This window comes from Pontiella sulfatireligans, from assembly GCF_900890705.1.
GTDB lineage: Bacteria > Verrucomicrobiota > Kiritimatiellia > Kiritimatiellales > Pontiellaceae > Pontiella > Pontiella sulfatireligans.
This window is the reverse complement of record NZ_CAAHFH010000001.1, coordinates 2,309,658-2,329,201: the sequence shown is the minus strand read 5'-3', so window position 1 is coordinate 2,329,201 and position 19,544 is coordinate 2,309,658. Positions and strand designations below refer to the sequence as shown.

12 protein-coding genes are annotated in these 19,544 nt (G+C 53.9%); 10 read left to right on the top strand and 2 right to left on the bottom strand.

The genetic code is table 11. The features are described from left to right. Positions 1-29: 29 nt before the first annotated feature. From SCARR_RS07870 to SCARR_RS07845, 6 genes are all read left to right on the top strand, one after another. Positions 30-1,178 carry an MFS transporter gene (locus tag SCARR_RS07870; protein ID WP_136060939.1) on the top strand — a complete coding sequence of 383 codons (1,149 nt, stop codon included), beginning with the start codon at positions 30-32 and terminating at the stop codon, positions 1,176-1,178. Between the two features lie 9 nt (positions 1,179-1,187). Further along, positions 1,188-2,291 (top strand): ROK family protein, encoded by a 1,104-nt coding sequence (locus SCARR_RS07865; protein WP_136060938.1) that lies wholly within the window; start codon positions 1,188-1,190, stop codon positions 2,289-2,291. Between the two features lie 46 nt (positions 2,292-2,337). Then, positions 2,338-3,876, top strand: a complete 1,539-nt coding sequence (locus SCARR_RS07860; RefSeq protein ID WP_222846219.1) for a sulfatase family protein — start codon at positions 2,338-2,340, stop codon at positions 3,874-3,876. A gap of 34 nt (positions 3,877-3,910) precedes the next feature. Continuing rightward, entirely contained in the window at positions 3,911-6,517 is a 2,607-nt protein-coding gene (locus SCARR_RS07855; RefSeq protein WP_136060936.1) for a beta-mannosidase, read from the top strand. Positions 6,518-7,072: 555 nt separating this feature from the next. Continuing rightward, entirely contained in the window at positions 7,073-8,449 is a 1,377-nt protein-coding gene (locus SCARR_RS07850; protein WP_136060935.1) for a sulfatase family protein, read from the top strand. A 102-nt stretch (positions 8,450-8,551) separates the two neighbouring features. Then, positions 8,552-9,991, top strand: a complete 1,440-nt coding sequence (locus SCARR_RS07845) for a sulfatase (protein ID WP_136060934.1) — start codon at positions 8,552-8,554, stop codon at positions 9,989-9,991. Positions 9,992-10,169: 178 nt separating this feature from the next. Here SCARR_RS07845 and SCARR_RS07840 read toward each other — a convergent pair whose 3' ends face one another. Next, a complete protein-coding gene (locus SCARR_RS07840; RefSeq protein WP_136060933.1) occupies positions 10,170-11,366 on the bottom strand; it encodes a DDE-type integrase/transposase/recombinase in 1,197 nt (398 codons plus the stop codon). A gap of 45 nt (positions 11,367-11,411) precedes the next feature. Further along, positions 11,412-11,642, bottom strand: a complete 231-nt coding sequence (locus SCARR_RS07835; protein WP_136060932.1) for a hypothetical protein — start codon at positions 11,640-11,642, stop codon at positions 11,412-11,414. A 193-nt stretch (positions 11,643-11,835) separates the two neighbouring features. Here SCARR_RS07835 and SCARR_RS07830 point away from each other — a divergent pair, with 193 nt between their 5' ends. The 4 genes from SCARR_RS07830 to SCARR_RS07815 all read left to right on the top strand — a co-directional run bounded on the left by SCARR_RS07830 (position 11,836) and on the right by SCARR_RS07815 (position 19,509). Beyond that, a complete protein-coding gene (locus SCARR_RS07830) occupies positions 11,836-14,139 on the top strand; it encodes a GH92 family glycosyl hydrolase (RefSeq protein WP_222846218.1) in 2,304 nt (767 codons plus the stop codon). 343 nt (positions 14,140-14,482) lie between these two features. Continuing rightward, on the top strand, positions 14,483-16,099 hold the full coding sequence (locus tag SCARR_RS07825) for a sulfatase family protein (protein ID WP_168433113.1): 1,617 nt from the start codon (positions 14,483-14,485) through the stop codon (positions 16,097-16,099). A gap of 54 nt (positions 16,100-16,153) precedes the next feature. Beyond that, the gene (locus SCARR_RS07820; RefSeq protein ID WP_168433112.1) at positions 16,154-18,055 is read left to right on the top strand and encodes a sulfatase-like hydrolase/transferase; all 1,902 of its coding nucleotides are present in this window, start codon (positions 16,154-16,156) and stop codon (positions 18,053-18,055) included. Next, complete coding sequence (locus SCARR_RS07815) at positions 18,052-19,509, top strand: sulfatase family protein (RefSeq protein ID WP_136060929.1); 1,458 nt, start codon at positions 18,052-18,054, stop codon at positions 19,507-19,509. Before SCARR_RS07820 ends, SCARR_RS07815 begins: the two co-directional genes overlap by 4 nt. The last annotated feature ends 35 nt before the right edge of the window (positions 19,510-19,544 follow it).

Below are 19,544 nucleotides of genomic sequence, written 5' to 3'. Positions count from 1 at the left end.
GTCCGGACAGAAGAACAACGAGGATCGTTATGAATATTAAGACGTTACCAATTTTTTTGGCCTTTATTGTTATGGGGGTTGCCGATGCGATGGGGCCGATGTCTGATGCGGTTAAGACGCAATATGAGCTGAGCAATGTCATGGCCACGCTGTTGTCATTTTTTGTTTTTATTGCGTTCGCGGCCTTCAGTGTGCCCGGGGGATTGCTCGCGGCGCGCATCGGGATGAAGAAGCTGTTGTTGCTGGGCCTCGGGTTGAATGCGGTGGCCATGTTGGTGCCGAGCCTGATTAATCCGGGGTTTTCGCTGCTGCTTCTCTGTATTTTTGTGTTGGGGATTGGTACGACCTTTCTGCAGGTGGCCGGCAATCCGATTATGCGCGAGGTCAGTGGAGAGGGGGCATACAGCCGTAACCTCAGTTTTGCACAGGGATTTAAAGGTCTGGGCAGTACGGTGGCAACCTATCTCGTCACGGCGATCAGCGCGGTGGCTTTGTTCCAGAACATGGGCTGGCGTGGAACGTTTCCTATCTTTTTTGTCCTCATGGCCGTGGCGTTCGTTTTTGTGGCCTTTGTTAAGGTTGAAGAGAGCAAGCCGGAGACGCCTCCTAGCATTGGGTTCAGCCTTCAGCTGCTGAAAGAGCCCGTCTTCGCTCTGGCGGTGGTTGGCATCTTCCTCTATGTCGGTGCCGAGGTCTGTATGGCGCGATTCCTTTTTCCGGGGCTGAAAGGCATGGGAATGGATGAGGCGACCGCCAGCAAATACGGCCCCACACTCTTTTTTGCCCTGTTAATGGTTGGTCGTATTGCCGGAGGTATTCTGCTGACCAAAGTTAAGCCGCGCCTGGCCTTCAAGGTTTCTTCCCTCTTAGGGGCGGTGGGCGCTGGTCTGCTGATGGTCGGAAATGCCAATGTGGCGATCGCCGGTGTGATTCTCGGCGGCCTCGGGTTTGCCAATATCTGGCCGTTGCTGTTTTCCATCACCGTTGAGGAACGTCCGGATCGCGCCGGGGAGCTGAGCGGTTTGATGTGCATGGCAATCTCCGGGGGGGCATTGGTTCCGCTGCTGATGGGCGGATTGGTCGATGCAGGACTGAACGCAATTTCTTTCGTCGTTCCTTGCCTCAGTTTTGTCTACCTGTTCGTGTTGTCCCTCAAAGGTGCGAAAGCCAGCGCGTAGGAGTTTCCGATGAATTATTTAGATGATAAGCGTATTGTATTGACCCTCGACGCAGGGGGGACGAACTTTGTCTTTTCCGCGATCCAGTCCAATAAGGAAATTGTTGATCCAGTGATTCTTCCGGCCCAAACGAAGGTGCTTGAGAAGAGCCTCGAGACCATCGAGTCCGGCTTTCGGATCGTCATGAAACAGCTGCCTGAAAAGCCGGTCGCGATCAGTTTTGCATTTCCCGGTCCGGCTGATTATCCCAATGGAATCATCGACAATGTCGGCAACCTTCCCGCATTCGCGGGCGGGGTTCCGCTGGGGCCGTGGTTGGAAAAACAGTTTGGCATCCCGGTCTTCATCAATAACGACGGCGACCTGTTTGTCTACGGCGAAGCCATTGCCGGATTGTTGCCGAAAGTTAATAAACTGCTGGAAGATGCGGGCAGTCCGAAGCGCTATCAGACGCTCTTCGGCATCACGCTCGGGACCGGCTTCGGCGCGGGACTGGTTCATAAAAATCAGCTCTTCATCGGCGATAACTCCAACGCGACTGAAATTTGGCTGATGCGAAATAAGGTTCGGCCGAACTGTCTGGCTGAAGATGGGGCCAGCATTCGTGCCGTTCGCAACAGCTATGCTCGCAATGCCGGAATCGATCCGGCGGATGTCCCGGAACCCAAAGAGATCGCGGAGATTGCGCGCGATGAAGCCTCAGGCGACAAATCCGCTGCGATTGAGGCGTTCCGTGAACTGGGCGAAGTGGTTGGTGATGCGCTGGCAAATGCGTCGACTCTGTTCGACGGGCTGGTGGTGATCGGCGGCGGGTTGTCGCGGGCGGACGGGCTGTTTATGCCCGCGGTGCTGGGCGAATTGAACGGCCAGATCGCCAACTATGACGGCGGCAGTTTTGATCGGATTGTTCAGAAGGCCTACAACCTTGAAGATGCAAATCAGGCCGTCGACTTTATTCAGGGGGAGGTGACGCAAATTACGATTCCCGGAACGGATGAGGTGGTGGCTTATGATCCGCTCAAGCGAATTGCAATCGGGACTTCCGTGCTTGGCACCAGTGCCGCCGTCGGGATTGGTGCCTATGCTTATGCATTGAATCAGCTCGATGCGTAACAGCGGATGCTTCTGAAGTGAGCAATCTGAAATGAAGGAAATGAACATGATTAAAAATCGTATTATTGTATGTCTGCTGTGGATGCTGGCTGTCAGCGCCCAGGCCGCGCCGCAGAAGCGGCCCAACATTCTCTGGATCTTTACCGATGACCATTCGCATAAGGCGATCAGCGCGTACGGAAGCCATCTGACCGATTTGGCGCCGACGCCCAATATTGATCGTATAGCAGAGCAGGGCATGCTGTTCCGCAACAGCTTTGTCTGTAACTCGATCTGCGGGCCGAGCCGCGCGGCGATTATGACCGGCAAACATAGCCATATAAACGGCTTTCGCTCGAACGGAGATCGTTTTGACGGGCATCAGCAGACCTTCCCGCGGCTGTTGCAAGACGCCGGGTATCAGACGGCGGTGATCGGCAAGTGGCATCTGGGCACGGATCCGGTTGGCTTTGATCATTGGGAAATCCTGCCGGGACAGGGCCACTATTATCAACCGGACTTCATCACCGCAAAAGGGACCCACCGCGAACAGGGCTATGTAACGGATCTGATTACAGATAAATCACTGAACTGGATGAAAGAGCGGGATCCGGAGCGGCCGTTTATGCTGATGTTGCAGCACAAAGCTCCCCATCGTGAATGGTCGCCGGCTCCGCGCCATCTCCATCTGTTTGACGATGTGACGTTCCCGGAGCCGCCAACACTGTTTGATGACTATGAGGGCCGTGGAACCGCTGCAAAAATGCAAGACATGACCATTGCGAAGACGATGCATCCGGGCGACCTGAAGATCAACGACGTGGTTGATTTCAAGGACAAGAACGGTTGGTATTATAAAGCGACGAAGAACCGCATGGAGCGCATGACGGAGAAGGAGTCCAAAGACTGGTGGGCGGCGTATGGTCCGAAGAATAAAGCAATGATGGAGGCGAACCTGAGCGAGAAGGAAATGGTTCGCTGGAAATACCAACGCTACATCAAGGATTATTTGCGTTGTATCCGGTCGGTCGATGAAAATATCGGGCGCGTGCTGAATTATTTGGAGGAGAGTGGCCTCGCGGATAATACGGTCGTGATGTACTCTTCCGACCAGTCCTTTTACCTGGGAGAGCATGGCTGGTTCGATAAACGGTTTATGTATGAAGAGTCGCTGCGCACTCCGCTGATTGCCTGTTGGCCGGGTCACGGCAAGCCGGGCTCTGAAACGGATCTGATGGTGCAGAACATCGATATGGCGCAGACTTTTCTGGAGATTGCAGGGCTTCCTGTTCCTTCGGATATGCAGGGGAGCAGTCTGGTGCCGCTGCTCAACGGAAAGAATCCTGCGGATTGGCGTGAATCGATCTATTATCAATACCATCAGGACGTAAACACCGTTCATCACGTTTATCCTCACTACGGAATTCGAACGGGACGCTATAAATTAATCTATTTTAATACACTCGACGAGTGGGAGCTCTATGACCTGGAAAAAGATCCGCAGGAAATGACCAGTCAATACGCCAACCCGGAATATGCTGGAAAAGTGGATGAACTGAAACAGCAGCTGACTGAACTTCGAGCAGTCTATCAGGCAACAGAATAATCGAATTTAAAACCACCCGCAAAAAAGGGACTTTATGAAAAAGCATCCTAAAAATAACCTGATCAAACTCTTTATCCTTTGCCAAATGGCTCTTGCGGGGACGGGATGCGTACATACCGGATCGGTTGAAGAAGAGCTGCACGAAAACTGGAGCTTCCGTCACTTCGGAACCGCAAAGTGGTATCCGGCAACGGTTCCGGGCTGCAACCACACGGATCTGCTCGCCAATGGCATCATCAAGGATCCCTTCTGGCGACTCAATGAAGCGGAACTTCAATGGATCGATAAGCTGGATTGGGAGTACAAAACCAGCTTCTCGGTAACACCGGCTCTGTTGAAACACGACCGTGTAGAGCTCGACTTTGAGGGGCTGGATACGTATGCCGACGTCTACTTGAACGGAACAAATATTCTTTCCGCCGATAATATGTTCCGCAACTGGCAGGTGAATGTAAAAAACCAGCTAAAACCCGGAGCAAATGAACTCTACATTCTGTTCCGATCGCCCGTTGTCGAGGGCATTAAAAAACACGACGAGTTAGACTATATCTTGCCCGTTTCCAAAAATGACCTGGCGGAGCACGGACAAGTGCCGGGTGGAAAGCAGGTATCTGTCTTTAATCGAAAAGCGCTCTATCACTTTGGATGGGACTGGGGACCGCGCCTCGTCTCCAGCGGCATTTGGCGCCCGGTAAAACTTAAAGCGTGGAATCAATCACGAATCAAAGACCTGCGCATCATTCAAAACAGTCAGTCCGAAGAACGCGCGCAGCTAACCGCTGTGTTTGAAATTGAAGCCGAAACCGCAACCGAAGCCGATCTGGCCGTCCGCGTGGATGACGGTCAAGTGGCTGAAATATCGGTGCAACTCAACCCCGGTATCAATACCTGTCGTCTCGACTTTGAAATCCAGAACCCGGAACTCTGGTGGTGCGCCGGGCTGGGGGAACCCCACCTCTATGACATTGCCGGAACCCTTACACAAGGGCAACGAGTCGACCGAAAATCCCACCGGACGGGCATTCGAACCGTTAAGCTCGTGCGTGAAAAAGACGACATGGGCACCTCGTTCTTCTTCGAAGTCAACGGCATCCCCGTCTTTATGAAAGGCGCGAACTATATTCCAAACGACATTTTGCCGACCCGTGTATCGGACGCCAAATACCGCAAGGTCATTCAGACGGCAGTCGACTCCAACTTTAACATGTTGCGGGTTTGGGGCGGCGGCTTCTATGAAAACGACATCTTCTACGACCTCTGCGATGAAAACGGTATTCTGGTTTGGCAGGACTTTATGTTCGCCTGCGCCATGTTTCCCGGGGATGAGGCCTTTTTGGAAAATGTACGCCAAGAAGCCATTGATAACGTAAAACGTCTGCGCAACCATCCCTCTATTGCCATGTGGTGTGGCAACAACGAAATGTTAACGGCATTGGGGTGGGCTGAATGGCAACTCACAAAAAATGGCCTGGGCGGTTCGGATCCCGAAGGCGCGTGGGCTGCCGTCTCCAATGGATATGAACGTATCTTTCACGACATCCTTCCGAACGTCATCGAAGCGGAAGATCCCGGACGTTTTTATTGGTCGTCCAGCCCCTCCGCCGGACCGGGAGTTAACGCGCGGAAGGTTGGTTTGGAACATGGCGATGAACATTACTGGGGCGTCTGGCATCAGAAGAAGCCGTATGAAACCTATTCCACCCACATTGCCCGGTTTATGAGCGAGTATGGATTCCAGTCGTTCCCGGAGCTGCGCACCATCAAGGAATTCGCACTTCCGGAGGACTATGGACTGTTGACCGAGGTCATGAAGCATCACCAGCGATCGCCTGTGGGCAACGAAGCCATTGACCACTATCTGCTTCAAAGCTATCGCAAAACCAAAGACTTCGACTCCTTCCTTCACGTCGGTCAGGTTTTGCAGGCGGAGCTGATTAAATATGCCGTCGAGGCGCATCGCCGAGCCATGCCGTTCTGCATGGGAACGCTCTACTGGCAGCTCAACGACTGCTGGCCGGTCGCGTCCTGGAGTTCCATGGACTCTTCGCTGCGCTGGAAAGCACAGCAGTATTTTATGAAAAAGGCCTTCGAGCCCATGTTGATTTCCCCGTTTGAAAAAGAGGGGATTCTCGATATTCACATCGTCTCCGACAAACTCCAGCCGCTCCCCGGAACTCTTCGCCTAAAGGTGATGGACTTCAATGGAAAATTGCTTTGGACAAAAACCCTCGACGCTACCGTCCCGGCGAACACATCAACCGTCATGTACTCCATTCCGCGTGAGGAGATTCTAGAAGGCATTGACGACACCCAGGCTGTGCTTCTTGCCGAATGGGTCGAAGAGGGCGCCGTACAGGCTGACGCGCTCTATTACTTCCGCCGCGTCAAAGATCTGGAGCTTCCCGAAGCGACGGTGACGCATAAAATCAAATCGGTCTCTGACGGGTTTGAAATCACCTTAAAAACGGATCAGTTGGCGAAGAATGTTTATCTGACCATTGGCGACGAAGACGGATTCTTCAGCGATAACTATTTTGATTTGCTGCCCGGAACCGAAGTTTCTGTTCACCTCAAAACTGACTGCAGCGCCGGTGTTTTGAAACAAGTCCTTCAGAGTAACGCCATCGCAGATACATTTTAAAAGTGAGCGGCGGTCAGCCAGTGAAAAACGGGGGACTGTGAATGGTGAATCATAGAACGAACAGCTCCGCGCCGCTTTCGGTGCGTCTGCTGATTTGACCGCCTGAAAGCGTATAGCAAGCGCGATGCGACAGCAGATTTACACAGATGTTCTGTAGGCCGGGAGTCCTCACCCGGCGCCGCTGTGCGACAGCAATTTATTAGCCACGAGAGAGCGCACAGAACGCAAAAGTAGAGCCTGTTATGTTACGTGCAACATAACCGGCTCTACTCTTTGCGTCGTCGCGTCTTCGCGGTTCCTCCTTCGCTGAAGCTACGGCGGACAGGCAAAAATCTGCTCCGCACCGTCTCCGAATAAACAAATCAACACCCGTATTCAACATAACGCAGATGTTTATGGCCGCCTTCTGTTGCTATCTTTGAACACTTGACTGAAATAGGTGCGGCACTGGCGGATCGTGCTGTAAAAACAGTGAAACAGCGGGGCCGGTTTGGTAAGAAGGTTCCTTTGCGTATAACGTCGTTTTTACTTTGATAAATAAAGAGAGCTGAAGGTATGAGAAAACGTTGGTTGCACAGTCTTGTAGCGCTGGGAACATGCGCATTTGTTTGCGGTGTATTTGCGGAACAGCCGAATATAATTTTTATTTTGACGGATGATCTGGGCTACGGGGATTTGGCGGTGATGGGGCATCCCTATGTTCAGTCTCCCAACATCGACCGGCTGGCGCACGAAGGGCTCCTGCTGGAACAGGCGTATTCCGCAGGGGCTTGGTGCTCGCCCAGTCGGGCGGCGTTAATGAACGGGGTCTATCCGGCACGGGAGTTTAACGTGAACAACTGGGAGCTTTCCGCGGATCGGCCCACGCTGACGAGCATGTTGAAAGAGGCGGGCTATGCCACCGCCCACTTCGGGAAGTGGCACATGGGGGAGGACGAGGGGGTGTCGCCGCCTGCCGCATACGGAATTGACGAGAATTTCGGCACGCAGAGCACCGGGCCGGTATGGACGGACGAGGAGATGGCGGAATCGCATCATCGCGAAAGAACGGCGGCCCGCTATGTGGATCTTTCCATCGATTTTATGACGCGCAAAAAGGATCAGCCTTTTTTCATCAACCTCTGGGTGCATAACACCCACGCCATTGTGAATCCAACTGATGAACAATTGGCGGTTTATGACGATCTGCAGGTGTCAATTGCTGATTTTGAGGACCCGCTGCAACGTGATTTTCAGGAGTTTATTGCCGAACACGGAAATGTGACGAATGCCATGCGCGCATTTTGTGCCGATGTGACCGCCGTCGACAACGAGATTGGCCGTCTGCTAAGCAGCCTCGCTGCACTTGGGCTTGAGGACAATACGATCGTGGTTTTTACAAGCGACAACGGTCCGGCGCCGTACTTGAAAGTTGGGGAGCGGGATCTGCTGATCCCGCGGTTTGAGAAAAGTCCGAAGTTGATGAACAGTGTCGGCTCCGCCGGACCCTACCGGGATCGGAAGAGTTCGTTGCATGACGGGGGGATCCACGTTCCATTCTTCGTCCGGTGGCCTGGTAAAGTCCCGTCGGGCATTGATTCGAGTACAGTGTTTTGCGGCGTGGACCTGTTGCCTACGCTGGCCGGTCTGGTCGACGGCGTGGCGGCGCCAGAGGATATTGATGGCGAAGGTCTGAGCGCGGCGTGGCTGGGCACTCCGCAAGAGCGGGTCACTCCCCTTTTCTTCTGCGATAAACCGGGCTGGTCGGCGCTGCGCGACGGCAAGTGGAAGGCGCATCTTCAGAGGGATACGATTCGTCTCTACAACCTGGACGAAGATCTCTCGGAGTCGAACGATCTGGCTGGCGCAATAAGCCCGTTACCGACCGGATTCCGGAACGTGAAGGTCACGATGAAGTCAACAAGCGTACGGCTGAAGCGTATAAAAACATGAAATAGATTTTCGTATTCCCGCCTCGTCCATTCGCTAAACAGGATTCCTCCTCTCTTTCTGTTTGGTGGAGGGGCGGGAATATGATTAACGCGTGGGTTAAAAATGAAACGACAGGTTGGATTGTTCTTATTCGTGTTGGCCGTTTCGGCATGCTTGCCGATATTTTCCGGGAGTGCAAAACCGCTGGAACGTCCCAATGTATTGCTCATCGTCGCAGACGATCTGAATGTGGATCTGGCCTGCTATGGACATTCCGTGGTCAAGACGCCGAACATCGATAAACTGCGCGCGCGCGGCATGGTATTCGATCGCGCCTATTCCCAGTACCCGCTTTGTAATCCCAGTCGAAACTCGTTTATGACCGGACTTCAGCCGGGCACCAGCGGTTGTCTGGACAACGGCATGAACATTAGAGACGCAGTGCCTGACGTGGTGACGTTGCCGCAGGTGTTCAAGAACAACGGATATCGCGCTGTGACAACCGGCAAACTGTTTCATCAGAAAGATCCCGTATCCTGGAGCCGAATCTCGAATGTCCGCACGGGCGGATTGTTGCCGACGGACAAGGATCCGATGTTCTATCTGGAAGGGTGGAACGACGAGAAGAAAACCCGTGGGGAAGGCCGTATGCTGGCCGGCGACACCACGCCCTGGTTCGAGTGGCGTTCGGTCACCAAGGGGGAGGAGTTCTTGAAGGATGGGCGCACCGCGCGCGCCACGATCAATCGGATCGATGAGATCGCGGAGGACGGTGTTCCGTTTTTCCTGTGCGCGGGGTTCAGTCGGCCGCACGATCCCTTCTTCGCTCCAAAACGTTTCTTCGATCTCTATCCGTTGGAGGCGATGAAGTGGCCGGAAGCTCCCGCCGATGCCAGCGCGATTCCGGATCACGCGTTCCACGGCGTCTTCGTCGAGGCGTTCGAGTCGTTGGACGACCGGAAAAAACGCGAAGCGATGCGCTCCTATTACGCGGGGATCTCCTACATGGACGAGCAGCTCGGCGTCGTGCTGGATCACATGAAGGAAAAGGATCTGCTCGATAACACCATCATCGTCTTCATGGGCGATCATGGCTACCAGGTGGGCGAAAAAAACTATTTCAACAAAGGACTTCTTTTCGACCGTTCCTGCCGCGCGCCGCTGATCATTGTCGCTCCCGCTCTGAAAGCGGATGGAAAAACCTGTAAACGGATTGTCGAGTTTGTTGATATTTATCCCACGCTGACCGAGCTGTGCGGACTGGAAAACCCGGAGGGGCTGGATGGAATCAGCCTGGTTCCACTGCTTGGAAACCCTAAAGCGGAGCGGGAGGAAATCGCTTATTCCTATTGTAACGCCGATCGTTCCGTCCGCGATCCGCGCTTTCGCTACATCGTCTGGAAGGGTGGGGGGCATGGGCTGTATGATCACGCCAAGGATCCCGGCGAGCACTACAACCTCGCCGATAACCCGGAATACGCGCCCGTCGTGGAGCGCATGCAAAAGCTCATCGCGGAAATGCCGGAGCACAGGAACTGTCAAAAAACCTATGAAAAGCACTGAGCATATGAAGGCGGGGACATGAACGGAGAAGGATCGGCAGGAAGAGGGCTTTGAATGGGGGATGGTTTCTGGGTGAAGAGTAGGTTTTGAGTGATTTTTAATGTGTTTCGAGGTGCGAGGGCACAACGAAGTTAGGGGCTGGTGCTCCGTAGTTCTTTGACATCTGAGTTTTGATTGATCAGGCGGCTTGGCGCAAGAGCTCAACCCACTGGTCGGGATAGAGCCGTTTGCCTTGGAGGCATTCGAGCTCAACCGGCGGGCGGTGCTTGAGCGATCCGTGAGGCCGCATGAAGTTGTAGTAGCAGACGAACAGCGTGGTCAGCGCGACCGCTCCGTCGAACTCCTTGAAGCCGGCGCGGGGTCGGGTGTGGAACTTATAGGTGCGGTTGAGCCGTTCGACGAGCTGTTTGTATTCGCGGTAGGTTTCGCTCTCGGGATCGAGGTTGCGCAGGCCGATGACGGTGCGTTTGTTAAGCACCGTCATGTGGCCGTGCTTCACCGCTTCGATGTTGTAGGCGACGACGGCACTGTCATAGGACGGTAGCCCGTCGGTGATGAGTTCTGCATTTTCGCAAACGGGATCATCCGGCGGGCCGTAGCAGTTATAGATGAGCCCGAGTGCCGGGGCGCTTTCACGGCTTTCAGAGAGGTTCCAGCCGCAGATGGCCCGGCGGATCTTTGAGACGATGAACCAGGTGTAGCGGGTGATGCCGTTGACCTTGATGTAGGTCTCGTCTGCCGCGCAGGGGCCTTCGGGTTTTGGAGAGTTTTTGTCAACGAAGCCGCTGAGCTGGGCGGCCGCCGCATTGGTGTAGTTGATAACGGTCTGGTGCGAGATGCGTACGCCGAACAGATGCTTCATGGCCTGTGCGCTCATGCGGGCGCTCAGCCCGAAGCTGACGGTCAGTGTGAGAACCTGCCCGACGGTATGCAGGCCGTGGTGGATGCGGTTGAGATCAACCGGAGAGTCTTCTTGCCGGGCCAACGGCAGCTCCTCGGAAGCGAAGTGAAATTCACGGAACAGATAGTGCAGTTTGAACTGGCTGGTTTTTCCTTCCAGCCGCATTTGATTTTCTTCGGGGGTGAGTGCCACGAGGTTGCGCCGGTAACAGCCGCACTTGTTGCTTGGACATTTATAGGCCGTGCTGATGCCGTCCTCTTTCCAGCGAAAGAGCGCGTTGCCGCAGTGCGGACACCAGTATTTGGTTTTGCTTTCTCGGCGGGGCTTGTGAGTTGGCGATGTGCGCTTGCAGATTTTGCACTGAACCTGAGATCCGAGTTTCCCGTTGTTCACATACAGGTAGCGCGCTGGAGCATTGCAGTGGGCGCAGACACATTTTTCGGGCGGAACCGTAGCACCTTTTCTCCGCCGCACGATGCTGATGCGTTTGCCGGTTTTCTTTTCATGTTCTTTTTGAAGCTACTGCCAGTCGGCGACCGGGTCTTGCGGGATCGGCGGTTCGGTCAACGGCAGGGTCGGATCGACACGGAACTGCCGGTAGTGCGGTGGACGATCTTCAACGGGTTTAAGATCGAGATCTTTGTGGCCACCAGCAAGTCGCTCCTGCAAGACAGGAACCACCGAAGCCAGATCGTTGTAAGTGAGCTTTAGGCAAAACCAACGGACAAGCTTCATTAAATCATTTTTCAAAATCGGGTCCTCCAAAGCCTCAGGCTCAGTCGTGGATGGACATAGGCCTGAGGTGACCCGACCTTATCAATCAAAACACAGGTGAAAACGGGGGAGAGCAGTTGAAATGCTCCAACCCGCTTCAGAGAAGGATGTTAGAGAGGAAATAGACGAAAAATTTGGACAGAAACGGAGCACAACCAAGGAGAGTGTTATGAAGAATATGTATTCGGGGTTTAAACGGTGGAGAGTGATTTTCGGGATCGGTGCGATTTGTTGCCTGAGTTCTGGCTTGAGGGCGCAAAGCGCATTTGAACAGGTCAATCCGTTTATCGGAACCGGGGGGCACGGCCATACCTTTCCCGGGGCCACCACGCCCAATGGAATGGTGCAGTTGAGTCCGGATACGCAGGTGATTGGCTGGGATGCCTGTGCCGGTTATCATTATTCCGATGAATCGATCCTTGGGTTTACCCATACTCATCTGAGCGGAACCGGGATCGGCGATATGGGCGATTTTCTGTTTATGCCGTTTGCCGGTGAGGTGAAACTCGACAAAGGAACGCCCGATAATCCGGATGCAGGCTATCGCTCGCGCTTCAGTCACGATCATGAAGAGGCGGAACCCGGCTATTACCGGGTGCATCTGGACGACTATGAGGTGGATGCCGAGCTGACTGCGTCCACTCGGGCAGGCTTTCATCGATATTTATTTGAAGGCGATAAAGAGGCCGGTCTGCTCATTGATATGAGCCATTGTCTCCAAGGGAATCATTGGCAGTATGAACTTGTAGAACTTCGCGTGATCAATGATCGCGAAGTGGAGGGGTACCGCCGCAAGCGGGGCTGGGCTGAAAATTCACATCTCTATTTTCACGCAAAATTCAGCCAGCCCTTTAAGGCCACGCTTTATAAAAAAGGGAAGCCGTTTACTGGAAGGTGGGCGACGGCCGGCCAGGATGTGAAAGCGGTTCTCCGGTTCCCCGGACTCGCCGATCATGTATTGAAAGTGAAAGTCGGTGTTTCGAGCGTCGACTATGCGGGCGCCCGCAACAATGTTGAGTCGGAGATCGCGGGGTGGGATTTCGATGCCGTTCGCGCGGCTGCAAAAAAGCGTTGGGAACAGCAACTGAACCGCATCGCGGTTCAGGGTGGAAGCGCGGACGAACGTGCCATGTTTTATACTGCCCTTTATCACACATCGCTCAGTCCGTACATTTTTACGGATGCGGACGGTCGTTACCGCGGAACGGATCAGCGCATTTATCAGTCGGAGGACGAGCCGATCTATACGATATTTTCCCTGTGGGATACGTTCCGTGCGTTCCATCCGCTGCTCACCATCACGGAGCCGGATACGAACGCGGCGTTCATCCGCTCCCTGCTGGATAAATATGATCAGGCCGGCATCCTGCCGAAGTGGGAACTCAACGCCAACCTGACCGGCACCATGATCGGATCGCATGCGATCAGTGTGATTGTGGATGCGTATATGAAAGGATGCCGCGATTTTGATGTGGAGAAAGCCTATGAGGCGATGAAGGCCTCGATTCACTATCGAGAAAACGACGATTTTCTTTATGCGTCGGAGAGGAGAAGGGAAAAGCTCAATCCACGCGCGAAGTTCTATAACGATACGCTTGGTTTTATCCCCTGCGATCTGGAAAACGAGTCGGTATCCAAGGCGCTGGAATATGCCTACAACGACTGGTGCATGTTGCAGATGGCGACAGCGCTGGGCAAGACGGAGGACATTGCCCTCTACCAAGAGCGGGCGGGGCGCTACAAAACCTATTTTGATGCCGGGACCGGTTTCATGCGCGGAAAAAACAGGGACGGTTCGTGGAAGTCGCCGTTTGATCCCAGGTTTTCCAAGCATCGGAGAGATGAATACTGTGAGGGTAATGCCTGGCAGTGGACCTGGTTTGTTCCCCATGATGTGAACGGCCTGGTCGAACTGATGGGCGGCACCGATGCGTTCACGGCTAAACTTGATGAGCTGTTCAGCACGGACTCCAAGCTGACCGGAGATCATGTCTCCAGTGATATCAGCGGTTTGATCGGCCAATACGCGCACGGCAATGAACCGAGTCATCATATTGCGCATCTGTATAACTTTGTCGGGCAGTCGTGGAAAACGCAGGAGCTGGTGGATCAGGTTCTTTCAACCCTCTATTTTAATGACCCCAACGGGGTCGCCGGAAACGAGGACTGCGGGCAGATGTCGGCCTGGTATATTCTCAATGCCATCGGATTCTATTCCTTCTGCCCGGGCGATCCGGTTTACTCGCTGGGACGGCCGATCTTTGACGCGGTATCCATCGCGCTGCCCGGCGGGAAGACCTTCGAGGTTGTGGCAACGAATAATTCCTCCGAAAATAAATACATCCAGTCGGTGCAGTTGAATGGCGAACCGCTGAAAGAGCCATTTATTTCGCATCGGGATGTTGTCAGCGGAGGGCGGCTGGAATTCATGATGGGTGGAAAGCCCAACCGGGCGCTTTTTAATCAGCGCTAGCCTGAGTTGCCCACGCGCCAAGACTGCTTTGGCAATAAGGCATCAAGTGATTCGCAGTAGTTGCCTGCTGCGAATCGTTTGCAATGCAGTTGATGAAGAGAAGTCGGCGCGACTTCGGAAAATGAATGGAAATATAATGTTAAACGGCCATTTATGTAATCACCGCTACCAAAGAGCTTTCACAATTCCCATTCATTTTTATGAATGATCAGGCCGGGCCATTGGCGCAAGCGAATCTGAGTTGGAACGTGATCACGCCATCATTGCATGGCTTGTCACTGCGTGCATGCAAGGCGGGTTGAAATGCGAAGTAAACGTTTGCATCTATTGATCGGGTCTTATAGTGTGTGGGTTTTGGTCGTGGAGAGTTTGTGTCGTCTGGCTGGATGCCGCGGGGCGGGCGCAACAGCAACGAAATAGGAGTTGTATGAAGATTCGCATAAAAGAAAACTGGGTAACATTTGTCGTTATTGTCGCTTGTTCCATTGCTGCGGGTGCTGTGCCGCAGGAAAAACCTAATGTCGTCATCTTTTTAGCGGATGACTATGGCTATGGAAGCTCTAACTGTTACGGCACCCCTGAGTCGGTTCTTAAAACACCCCATATCGACAGGCTGGCAAAAGAGGGAATGCGCTTTACGCGGGCGTATTCGCCCTCTTCCGTATGCTCTCCAACACGATATGGATTGCTGACCGGGCGGTACTGCTGGCGCACGGGTCTCAAAAGAGGGGTCGTCAACATGTTGGCCCCGCTGCATATCGATGAAGGATGCTTTACGCTGCCGCAGATGTTGAAGGATGCAGGGTACAGCACGGCTGCAATTGGAAAGTGGCACCTGGGTTTCGGAGATAAAAAGGGGGCCTGGATCAGGCCGGATAGGTACTTCAAACCTGTCACACGTGGGCCGCTCTCAATCGGCTTTGACTACTTTTTTGGTATTCCTCACAACCACGGTGATTGTTCTGGAATCTATATGGAAAACCATGATGTCTACGGGCGCCGCTCGAACAACAAGATCAAAATCGAAGGGGTGAATCCGTATGGAAAACCATGGGTGGGAGTCGATGCGCCGCAGCGGGTTGATGAAGAGGTCTCGGATGATCTGACCCAAAAGGCGGCGGAATGGCTTCAACAACAGCCGCAAGATAAACCGGTGTTTCTCTATTTTGCCGCACCTGCGGTGCATGCGCCCATTACCCCGTCGAAACGTTTTAAGGGCACGCTGAAAGCCGGGCCGTATGCTGAGTTCATTCAAGATTTGGACTGGAGCGTCGGGGAGGTATACAAGGCATTTGAAAAATGTGGCCGGCTCGAGAATACGGTGTTCATTTTCACCAGCGACAATGGGGGAGTGTATGGTGATGAGCTTAAATCCTGGGATAAGAAGGTCCCTGATTCGTGGTATCTGAAAACCTATGTCACACAAATGCGCAGGGCCGGAGCGGAAGTCAACGGCATCTATCGTGGCGGTAAACAGGAACCTCTAGAAGGCGGGACAAGAGTTCCCTTTATTGTTTCATGGCCGGGCCAAATCGAAGCGGGAAGCGTCAATAACGATAAAATAAACCTGGTTGATATGACCGCTACTTTGGCGGACCTTCTTCAAATCGATCTTCCGGAAAAAGAGAATGGGGCCGAGGATAGCGTGAGCGTTTTGGATGCGTTTAAAGGTAAACCGATGGATCGCGATGAACTCGCCGCATGCATCACGCACAGCGGGCACGGAACCTTTGCCCTTACGCTTGGTAAATGGAAATACATCGAAGGCATAAACGTGCCGATAAAAGGCAAGAAGGAAGAGCCGCCGGGCACAACGAGTCAGAACACAAGAGCGTTGTATAATCTGGAGGATGATCCGCATGAAGACCAAAACCTCATTGCAGAGAACCCAGAGGTCGCTGAGAGCATGCAAACGCTTCTGGATCAGTCAAGAACCAAGAACTATACACGAAAGCAATAGCGTTGATTCAGAAACGCGAATTTATTTGAAAGGGGTCGTATGAAGATTGGCCGTATGAAAAAACTGATAATTTTGGCTCTCGCTCTGGGAGGTTTATTGTTGCCGACGAGGGGAGAGGCTCCTCGAAAGCCGAACATTGTGTTGATCATGTCGGACGACCATGGTTATGACGATGTCGGCATTCGACATGAAACCGGCGGGCCGTCTACACCGCATCTTGATCGGCTCGCATCGCAATCCGTCGAGTTTACACAGTTCTATGCCCAGCCGCTCTGTGCGCCGTCGCGCGCCTCGCTGCTGACGGGGCGTGAGTTCCTGCGCACCGGGGTCTGGGGGGTTCATTGCGGGCGAACCGAGCTGAATCTGGATGAGGTAACGCTGGCCGATACACTCAAGGCTTCCGGTTATAAAACCGGGATGTTTGGCAAGTGGCACCTGGCTTCGCAATATTATGCCGAAGACTCGCCGCGCGCGCCGTGGAACCGCGGGTTCGATGATGCCTTTTTCCTGGCCAGCCTCTACGACGATGAAGAGCCTTACGGCGTGTTGAACGGCAAGTTTCTCGGATTGGAAAAGGCGGGCGAGCGCAACAGCAGCGAATGGATTTGCGATCTTTCCATCGACTTCATGAAGCGCCACCGGAACGATCCGTTCTTCCTCTACGTCCCGTTCTCCGCGATCCACGCCCCGTGGAATGCGCGCGACCAGTATGTTCAACCCTATTTGGATCGGGGGATATCCCGCCCGCTGGCTACGCTATGGGGCTACATCAGCATGCTCGACGAATATGCCGGCCGAGTGATCGACGCAGTGGATGAGCTGGGGTTGCGCGAAAACACGATTGTGATTTTTCTATCGGACAACGGTGCCATTCCTCAAACCTATGGACGCATTGTTAAAAAGATGGGGCGTAACCGCTTGAACAAGGAAGAAAATCGACTTCGGAATCCGAGCGGATTGCGCGAAAAAAAATCGACCGTGTTTGAAGGCGGCACCCGCGTGCCGGCATTTTTCCGTTTCCCGAAAAAGTGGAGCCCGCGCACGGTCGATACGCCGGCGAGCATCTGCGACATCTATCCGACGCTGCTCGACGCGGCCGATGCAAAAACGCTTCCCACTCAGAGGCCGCTGGATGGCATTTCCCTGCTGCCCGCCCTTGCGGAGTCCGGAGAGTTACCTGCCCGTGATATTTTCCGCTCCGTGCCCGTCCAGCCATGGCCTTGGATGAAGCCTCAGAATTTTCCGTGGAAGATGAAAAACCCAGAGGTGAAGTGGGAATGCAGCGATATCAAAGGCAGTATCGCCTACGAAAACCAGGCGCTTTCCCTCAGACGCGGTGATTTCAAACTCGTTAAGCGCGGCCCCAAGGTGATGTTGTTTAACATGGCGGACGATGCGCGGGAAAAAAATGATATCGCTGCGCAGGAGCCGGAGCGGGTGAAGAGCATGGGAAAGGCTATGCGCAAAACATGGCACGAAATTCATGACGATCCTGGATCGTTTCCCGCCCGCTACCCATTGGTTGGGTTCGACCAAACCGTCAACCTTTATGTGAACGGTTCACTGGATGTGCTCGGGAATACGCGTGGGGAGGGCGACCATGTCCGCGTTAATTTCAATGAAAAAGGGGATGGCGTGATTCTGGGGCTGGATGTGCAGTCTCCTGGAGTGTATCGCGCAACGCTCACTGCGGGCACTAACGCGGACGGCAGTACATCCCCCATCCGGATTACGGCCGGAAGCTCCGAACTGGAGTTAACGCTGAGCCGAACCCGGAAAATAGACCACACGCAAAACCAGCGGGTTTATCTGAAGCATTATGATGAGTTTGAGCTGGGCGAACTGACTTTTCCAAGGTCTGGAAAACAGACTCTTCGTCTTGAAATTACGGGGCCGTCTACCTTGATTAAATCGCTTCACGCTATTCGGCTTACAAGGGGTGAAAAAACAAAATGAAACAGCAGATAATCATTGCAATCATACTGGGGTTCATGAGCTCGCCTGCTGCCCGGGCGGAAGCAAAGCCCAACGTACTTATTTTTCTGGCCGATGATCTCGGTTATGGCGATGTGGGTTTTAATGGCGCGACAAAAATCTTCACGCCGCACCTCGACCGGATCGCGGAAGAGGGCTCCGTTTTTAAGCAGGCCTATACGCCGAACGCGGTCTGCACGCCGACCCGCTATGCGGTGTTGACGGGGCGCTACTGCTGGCGCACCAGCCTGAAGCGTCATGTGGCTGCCGGCGATGATCCGCTATTGATCAGTACCAACCGCCTGACCCTGCCGAAGCTGTTCCAGCAAAACGGGTATGTTACCGCCGGGTTCGGCAAGTGGCATATCGGTTTGGGGGTTGGAGAAAAGACCGACTGGACCCGGCCGCTCAAGCCGGGGCCGTGCGAAGTCGGTTTTGATCTGTTTCAGGGCTTTCCGGCCAACCTCGGCAACCAGCCGAAGGCATTCATGGAAAACCATGAAATCATCAACCGCATTCCCGGCGAGGACATCGAGGAGTTTCCAAATTACCGCTTTGCCGGTATCGATAATTCGCGCACCGACGATGCCGCCTCGCGTTATGTCGAAGACAAGGCCGTCGCATTCATTGCCGAGAACGCAAAGAAGCCCTTCTTCATGGTGGTTAACCCGGCCGAAGTGCACTGGCCGATTGTTCCGCGCAATGGAAACCAAAAAAGTGCCATCGGTCCGTACGGCGATTTTGTCCAGCAGATGGACGGCATGATGGGCAGCATCCTGACCGAACTGGAAAAGCAGGGTATCCTCGACAATACCCTGATTGTTTTTACGTCCGACAACGGGGGGGTAGAAGGGGAGAATCATCGGATGGTCAATGGGCAGCCGACGGCCTATCACCTGGCCGTCAACGCCGGGCACGATACGACCGGCGGATGGCGCGGCCGCAAGCATTCCATTTTCGAAGGCGGTTTTCGTGTCCCCTTTGCGGTGCGCTGGCCCGGCAACGTGCCGGCGGGCGTGGTAAACGATTCGGACCTGGTCAGTGCCGTCGATCTGATGGCAACACTGGCGGCCGCGGCAGGACTGGATGTGCCGAAGGAAGCCGCCGAGGATAGCGTCAACCTCTGGCCGCTCTTCAGCGGAAAGGGGAAGGGCGCGCGCGAGTCGGTCGTGATGGAATCGCACTACGGCATCTTTGCCATCCGGCGCGGCGACTGGAAGCTGATTGAATATACCGGGATCGATGAAGATCCGCCCTTCAACGGCATGCACAAAGGCGAAAACAAAAACCGGCTCTTCAATCTGGCCCAAACCCCCGGCGAAGCCGAGGCTTCCAATGTCTGGAACGACCATCCTGAAAAAGTGGAGCAACTGCTCAAAGAACTTGAAACCATACGCGGCAAAGACTGGATCCGCCCGACAGGGCTGCAGAACTAAGATATCGTGTTTTCAAACCTTGGAAAATATTGAAA